6 protein-coding genes and 3 pseudogenes are annotated in these 7008 nt (G+C 66.8%); 7 read left to right on the top strand and 2 right to left on the bottom strand.

Translation table 11 applies throughout. From position 1 onward, the window contains the following. Positions 1-235: 235 nt before the first annotated feature. On the bottom strand, positions 236-556 hold the full coding sequence (locus tag M3461_21695; protein MDQ3776770.1) for a hypothetical protein: 321 nt from the start codon (positions 554-556) through the stop codon (positions 236-238). 198 nt (positions 557-754) lie between these two features. Here M3461_21695 and M3461_21690 point away from each other — a divergent pair, with 198 nt between their 5' ends. The 4 genes and pseudogenes from M3461_21690 (at position 755) to M3461_21675 (ending at position 3778) form a co-directional block, all read left to right on the top strand. Next, positions 755-1159 carry a VOC family protein gene (locus M3461_21690; protein MDQ3776769.1) on the top strand — a complete coding sequence of 135 codons (405 nt, stop codon included), beginning with the start codon at positions 755-757 and terminating at the stop codon, positions 1157-1159. Continuing rightward, positions 1140-1424 (top strand): hypothetical protein, encoded by a 285-nt coding sequence (locus M3461_21685; protein MDQ3776768.1) that lies wholly within the window; start codon positions 1140-1142, stop codon positions 1422-1424. The genes M3461_21690 and M3461_21685 overlap by 20 nt, the downstream gene beginning before the upstream one ends. 395 nt (positions 1425-1819) lie before the next feature. Next, positions 1820-2521, top strand: a complete 702-nt coding sequence (locus tag M3461_21680) for an efflux RND transporter periplasmic adaptor subunit (GenBank protein ID MDQ3776767.1) — start codon at positions 1820-1822, stop codon at positions 2519-2521. A 48-nt stretch (positions 2522-2569) separates the two neighbouring features. Then, a pseudogene (locus M3461_21675) lies at positions 2570-3778 on the top strand (efflux RND transporter permease subunit). Positions 3779-3870: 92 nt separating this feature from the next. On the opposite strand, the pseudogene M3461_21670 reads toward M3461_21675, so the two are convergent. Further along, positions 3871-4083, bottom strand: a pseudogene (locus tag M3461_21670) (efflux RND transporter permease subunit). Here M3461_21670 and M3461_21665 point away from each other — a divergent pair. The 3 genes and pseudogenes from M3461_21665 (at position 4001) to M3461_21655 (ending at position 6955) form a co-directional block, all read left to right on the top strand. Then, the gene (locus tag M3461_21665) at positions 4001-4345 is read left to right on the top strand and encodes a hypothetical protein (protein MDQ3776766.1); all 345 of its coding nucleotides are present in this window, start codon (positions 4001-4003) and stop codon (positions 4343-4345) included. The pseudogene M3461_21670 and the gene M3461_21665 sit on opposite strands and share 83 nt — an antisense overlap. Positions 4346-4439: 94 nt before the next feature. Further along, positions 4440-5421, top strand: a pseudogene (locus M3461_21660) (efflux RND transporter permease subunit). Between the two features lie 124 nt (positions 5422-5545). Continuing rightward, a complete protein-coding gene (locus M3461_21655) occupies positions 5546-6955 on the top strand; it encodes an efflux transporter outer membrane subunit (GenBank protein ID MDQ3776765.1) in 1410 nt (469 codons plus the stop codon). Positions 6956-7008: the final 53 nt, after the last annotated feature.

Genomic DNA, 7008 nt, shown 5'->3' with positions numbered 1-7008 from the left:
CACGCGCCATCGACTACCTCGCCGGGAACGCACGACGCGCACACCCTAAACGGGATCGACAACGTGGGCGGCTGCAATTCGGTCTGGAGCCGATTTTCGCGAATCCTTAACTACATAACCTATGATACAAGACTAAGTAAACTTCAGATCTGTTTTCTGGGTGGCTAGCTAGCCTGGTCAAAGGCGACCGCCGGTTGGTAATGTCCGCCCTCGATGTCGGCCAGGTCCCTCGGGCTCAGCAGCGCCCGGAGCTGCGCCGTGGTGATGCCCCCACGCCCTCGCAGGCGACGCGTAGGGCCTCTTCGGGGGGTTTGAGCACGCGGTCTTTAGTGATGTCCAGGTCGGGCTCGATGAAATCCGCGCTCTGCTCAATGGCGAGCCAATAGGCCGCCAGGGTGTGCTCGGGGAGATAACCGCTCGCGCCGCGATGAGCGATGAGGATGGGCCTCGCCACGCTCATGAGGATCACGATCCCGATTGCCGGCCACACGAGCGGCACTGTACCATAGCGCCCTGTTGAACTGCGGCAGAGGTCAAGCGAGCGAGGACGATCCATGCTTCCAAAAAATGGGCCGCTCCGGCAGATGGGTGAAGGAGGCGATGAGTGCAGAAGGGCTGCGCAAGTAATAGTCTTTTCGGGATAAATCCTTCGTGAGTTCCGTTAAAGCAATCCATCACATACGAGAAATCGGTGCAGCCGAGGATCCGGTCCGGCGGCTGAAGTCAAGCCTTGGGCAACGCAGGAGGATGTCAGATGAGCTTTCTCGTGAACCTCGACGTTGATGATCTCGACAAGGCAGCCCGCTTTTACGGTTCTGCTTTTGGATTGAAGGTCGGCCGTCGCTTCGGAGCCTTCGGAATAGAGATGCTTGGGGGTTCGTCCCCAATCTACCTGCTCGTTAAATCACCTGGGACGCCGGCCTCAGATACAACCTTGCAGCGTCGGAGTTACGAGCGACATTGGACGCCGGTCCATCTTGATTTCGTGGTTGACGCGATCGAACCGGCGATTCAGGGAGCGGTATCGGCTGGAGCGCGGCTAGAGAAGCCCATCGCTACGCACAAGTGGGGCAAGCTCGCTCTTATGGCTGATCCCTTCGGCCACGGGTTCTGTTTCGTCCAGTTCCTCGGGCGAGGCTATGACGAAATCACGGAGTAATACCGATCATGGGCATGGCGCAGGCTCGCTCAACGCCGCTGAGGATGGGCTGCCGCCGGGTGTCGGCGAGGCCGTCGCCGCGGCAATCGACGGGTTGTGGCTCTACTGGGTGCTGGGGCTGGCCACGGTAAATCAGGAGCTGGTGGTTCGCGTGCGCATCGCGCTCGAGGACATGCTCGCCCGCTCGATGCCTTCAATGCCGGCTCGCTCGTCGCCCAAGGCCAAGGTCCGCGCCCCCAAGGGCTCAGGAGGTCGCCGCTCATGAATCGTCGTCGTTGGATCGGATCTTCTCTGCTGCTCGTGACGGTCGTCGGGATGGGAGTTGCCCTCGCTGCATGGAAGCACGCTTCCATACAGGAAGCCGATGCTACCTCCGCAGACCAGCCCGAGCCGATGGAGTCGGTGACGGCCGGAACGCGAACACCGGCAGACGACGACGTCGATCGGGACGGTCCTGGCGCTGCGCTCGATCACGCTGCGCAACGAGCTGCCGGGCACCGTCCACCACATCATGCTCATGCCCGGGCAAATTGTTGACCCGGGCACGGTGCTGGTCGCGCTCGACGTCTCCGTCGAGGAGGCCGAGCTGAAGGCACAGCAGGGCGCAGGCCGCCCTCGCGGAAACCGTGGTGGGCCGCACGCGGCGCCTGATCGAGACTCGTGCCGCATCCGAGGAGGAGCTGGATCGCGCGCGCGGAGCGCGACGTCGCGCTGGCGCAGATCGCGCGCACCAAGGCGATCATCGCCCGCAAGACGATCCGCGCGCCGTTCCGCGGGCGCGTGGGCATCTCGGACGTGCATCCTGGCCAGTACCTAGAGGACGGCACGCTGCTCACGACCTTGCAAGGCGTCGACGACGCCGCGCACGCGGACTTCACCGTCGCACAGCACGTGGCCGCGGCCCCGCGCGAGGGCGACGGCGTCGAGCTGTTCGCCAACAGCGACTCGCCGCCGATCGCGGCCAAGGTCGTCGCAGTCGACGCGCGCATCGACGCCACGACCCGCAACGCCATGGTGCGGGCGAGGATCGAGGACGCTGCCGGCGCCCCAAGACCGGGCGCCTCGGTGCGCGTCCAGGTTCCGGTCGGCCCACCGCGCACGGCCGTCGCCGTCCCCGCGAGCGCGCTGCCTAAGGGACCGGGCGGCGACCATGTGTTCGTGCTCGCGCCGGCCAAGGACGGCAAGACCCACGCGCACCTGCGCCAGGTCGAGAGCGGCGCGATGCTCGGCGACGAGGTCTTGATCCACGCGGGGCTCTCCGCCGGCGAGCAGGTGGCCGCGTCGGGATCCTTCAAGCTGCGCGAGGCGGTGCTCGTCGCGATCGCGAGCGACCCCGCGGCGGTCGCGAGCGCGACCAGGTGATCGGTGGGCGCTGACGCGGAACCGCGACCACGCGACAACCACATCCACATGCGCTCGTTCACCGACGTCTTCATCAAGCATCCCGTGCTCGCGGTGGTCGTCAACCTCGTGCTCGTGCTGGTGGGTTGGCGGGCGCTAACGACCCTGCCGGTGCAGCAGTACCCGCAGATCGAGAGCTCGTCCGTGCTGATCACCACGGTCTACTACGGGGCGAGCGCCGAGACCGTTCGCGGCTTCCTGACCACGCCGATCGAGCGCGCCGTGTCGGCGATCGGCGGCGTCGACCACATCGAATCGACCAGCCGCGCCGGCTTGAGCACCGTCACCGTGCGGCTGAAGCTCAACCACGACAGCACGGCGGCGCTCGCCGAGGTCACCGCCCGGCTCCAGCAGATCCGCTCCGAGCTTCCGGAGGAAGCCGAGCCGCCGGGGGTCGAGGTGCAGCGCACCGATCGGCCGTACGCGTCGTTCTACCTCAGTTTCACCTCCACCGAGCGGAGCCGTGCCGGCCATCACAGACTTCCTCCTGCGCACCGTGCAGCCGCAGCTCGCGACGCTCGAGGGCGTCCAGCGCGTGACCAACAACGAGGGCTGCCGGCAACTCGCCATGCGGGTCTGGATTGACCCCGATCGTCTCGCCGCGCTGAACCTCTCGCCCGGCGACGTACACGCGGCGCTCCAGCGCAACAACTTCTGGCCGCCGTCGGCCAGACCAAGGGAAATCTGGTACAGGTCAACCTGCTGGCGAACACCGACCTGCGCGCCGCTGAAGAATTCGCGAACTTGATCGTCGCCGACCGCGACGGCGCGATCGTGCGCCTGAGCGACGTGGCGCGGGTCGAGCTTGGGGCCGAAGAGGCGGATCTTGTGGCGAAGTACGATGAGCTGGAGGGCGTCTACCTGGGGGTCTGGCCGCTCGTCGGCTCGAACGAGCTCGAGGTCGCGCAGCGGCTGCGGGACGCGATGGAGCGCCTTCGACCCACGCTGCCCAAGGACATCGATATGCGCCTCATGTGGGACGGGACGATGTTCATGCGGGACGCGTTGAAGGAGATCACGAAGACGCTGGGCGAGACCATCCTGATCGTAGCCTTCGTCGTGTTCCTTTTCATGGGCTCGATGCGCACCGCGCTGGTGCCGCTGGTCGCAATGCCGGTCTCGCTGGTCGGCGCGGCGATCGTCATGCTCGCGTTCGGGTTCAGCTTGAATCTCCTGACGATCCTCGCGATCGTGCTGTCGGTCGGGCTGGTCGTCGATGACGCAATCGTCGTCGTCGAGAACGTCGAGCGACACGTGGCGGTTGACCAGGGCGGTCAGCCGCCCTCCCTGCCCTGCGGGTGCACGAAGCGCGAGCTCATGACCGGCGAGAGCGTGACCGCGACGATGCCCGACACGACGACCGCGGCGGCGAGGGTGATGGCGAACTCCAGGAACAGCGAGCCGGTCAAGCCGCCCTGGAAGCCGATGGGCGCGTAGACCGTGGCCAGCGTGATCGTCATCGCGATGATCGGGCCGACCAGCTCGCGCGCCCCGGCCAGGGCAGCGTCGATCCGCGACTTGCCCAGGCGGCGGTTCGAGCTGGTGCGGCGCGCTTACGCGTGGCTGCTCGACGGTGCGCTGCAGATGCGCTGGGCGATCGTCGCGGCGGCGCTGCTCGTCATGGCCGCGGCCTGGCCGTTGCAGTTGTACTCGCGGCAGGAGCTGGCACCCGTCGAGGACCAGAGCCACATCAGCCTGTTCCTCGAGGCGTCGCCGGACTCTTCGTTCATGGCGTCCAACCGCGCATCGCTGAACGTGGTCGACGCGCTCAGGTCGTTCCCCTGAGGCGAAGTTCATGTGGTCGCTGACCTCGGCCTGGGGCGGCTTCAGGGGCATAGTCGCGAAGGACTGGCGCGAGCGTACGCGCTCGACCGAGGAGATGTACGGCAAGGTGTATGCCTCCGTGTCGCAGGTGCCCGGCCTGCGCGTCTTCCCGCGCCTGGACCCGCCGCTGCCAACCCCTGGCCAGTACGACGTCGAGCTGGTGCTGCAGAGTGAAGCGCTGCCTGAGCAGATGTTGGAGACGACCACGGCGGTGCTCGACGCCGGCTGGCGGAGCGGCAAGTTTCTCTACGTCGACACCGACCTGAAGATCGATCTGCCCGAGGCGCGAGTCGTGCTCGACCGGGAGCGGATCGCCGACCTCGGCCTCGATCTGGCCGGCGTCGGCCGGGAGCTCGGCACCTTGCTCGGCGGCGACTACGTGAACCGGTTCAACTTCTTCGAACGCAGCTATAAGGTCATCCCCCAGATCGGGGAAGAGGACCGGGCCACGCTCGGCCCTCTCCTCGACCTCAAGATCAAGACGCCGGACGGCCAGCTCGTGCCGGTGTCGACCTTCACGCACATCGAGACCAGCACCGCGCCGCGCACCTTGAACCGCTTCCAGCAGCGCAACGCGGTACGCATTTTCGGCGGCGTCAAGCCGGGCGTCACGAAGGACGAGGGACTGCGCGTCCTCGAAACCGCCGCGGCGGGCGCTCAGGGCGTCGTCCTCAATCACGCCGGAGAGTCGCGGCAGATCCGCCGCGAGAGCTCGGCGCTCACCGCCACGCTCGGATTCGCTGCTGGTGTTCACCTTCCTGGACCTCACCACCATCAACATCTACTCGCAGGTGGGGTTGATCACGCTGGTGGGACTGATCGCCAAAAACGGCATCCTGATCGTGGAGTTCGCGAACAGGCTGCAGTCCCGTGGTCTCGCGAAGATGGCCGCGGTGCGCGAGGCCTCGCTGACTCGGCTGCGACCGGTGCTGATGACCTCGGCGGCCACCGCCTTCGGGCACTTCCCGCTGGTGCTCGTATCCGGGCCCGGCGCCGAGGCCCCAACAGCATCGGGACGGTGCTGGTCGCGGGCATGACCGTCGGCACCCTGTTCACCCTGTTCGTCGTACCGGTGTTCTACTCGCTGATCGCGGCCCAGCGCCGGCCGAGCCCACGTGCGGCAGCACCTTCCTTGGCGATGGCCTCCGCGGAGGTCATCCCGTGAGTAGTGCAAAACAAGGTGCGGTCCTGGCGTTGAACCTCGCCCTGTTGAGCGGCTGTACGCTGGTCGGCCCGGATCATCAGACCCCGACAACGGAGCTATCCGCCGGCATTGCCAATGCCGACCAGTCGGGTCTGTCGACGGATCCAGCACACACCCGCTGGTGGCAAGGATTCGAGGATCAGGAGCTCGAACGGCTGGTGGATCTCGCGGTGGCGGGCAACCATGATCTGCGCATCGCCACCGCACGGCTGCGCGAGGCCCGGGCCTTGTGGGACGAAACCGCCTTCGATCGCTACCCCACCGTCACCGCGGACGCCGCGTATTCAAATGAACAGCAGAGCGAAACGGCCCTGCAGGGCTTCGGCGGTGCGGATCGGGATCGTGAGCTCTACAACGTTGGGTTCGACGCCTTCTGGGAGCTCGATCTCTTCGGCCGCGTGCGCCGCTCCATCGAGGCCCGCGCCGCGGAGCGTGATGCCGCCGAGGCTTCCCTGCACGATGTCCTGGTGAGCCTCCTGGCCGAGATGGCGCGCAATTACTTCGAGTTGCGCGGCACCCAACATCAGCTCGCGGTCGCCTGGCGCAACGCCGACAACCAGCGCCAGACGCTCGCTCTGACCGTCGCGCGCTTGGAGGGCGGGCGGGGCACCGCGCTCGATACCGCGCGGGCGCGGGCCCAGCTCGATGCCACCCGGGCCAGTATTCCCCCGCTCGAGGCGGCCATCCGGCGCGCCATGCACCGTTTGGCCGTGCTAACGGGCCGCCAACCCGAGGCACTTGTGACCGCACTTCAAAGACCTGTGCCTCTGCCGGAGGCACCAAAGCTCGTGACGCTCGGCCGTCCGCAAGACTTGCTCCGGCGCCGGCCGGATATCAGCGGGGCCGAGCGCAACCTCGCCGCTGCAACCGCCCGCATCGGCGTTGCCACGGCCGATCTCTTCCCGCGCGTCACCTTCGTCGGCAGCATTGTGCTGGAGGCAAGTAGCTTCACCGGCCTGGGCAGCTCAGGCAGCGATAGCTATTCCTTCGGCCCGTCGATCCGCTGGGCCGCCTTGGACCTCGGACGGGTGCGCGCGCGCATCCGTCAGGCCGATGCGCGCGCCGAGGCGAGCCTGGCACAGTACGAGCTGACAGTGCTCCGGGCGCTGGAGGAGACCGAGAACGCTCTGGTCGAACTGGGGCGGGAGCAGGCGCGGCGCGATCTTGTCAGCACCTCGGCTCAAGCGAGCGAAGAAGCCGCACGGCTTGCGCGGCAACGCTTCGAGGAAGGCGCGGCCGATTTTCTGACGGTGCTCGATGCGGAGCGCACCCTGCTCGAGGCCCAAGACCGCCTCGCTAGCAGCCTGTCGGACTTAGCGTGGAACTTTTCAAGCGCGAGGGGATCGGATCGGTCAGGGTTCCGATGAGCGAGCGCGCATGAGCCATTTCCGTCCCTGTGATCGTGACACCCCTTACCTGC

The sequence above is a fragment of the Pseudomonadota bacterium genome (genome assembly GCA_030860485.1).
GTDB lineage: Bacteria > Pseudomonadota > Gammaproteobacteria > JACCXJ01 > JACCXJ01 > JACCXJ01.
Note: the sequence above shows the minus strand (reverse complement) of the source record. Positions and strands in the feature narration are given on the sequence as shown.

Excerpts from the sequence above, each read along its gene's own strand:
- M3461_21695 (MDQ3776770.1), bottom strand. The coding sequence starts at position 556 with ATGGATCGTCCTCGCTCGCTTGACCTCTGCCGCAGTTCAACAGGGCGC.
- M3461_21690 (MDQ3776769.1), top strand. The coding sequence starts at position 755 with ATGAGCTTTCTCGTGAACCTCGACGTTGATGATCTCGACAAGGCAGCC.
- M3461_21685 (MDQ3776768.1), top strand. The coding sequence starts at position 1,140 with ATGACGAAATCACGGAGTAATACCGATCATGGGCATGGCGCAGGCTCG.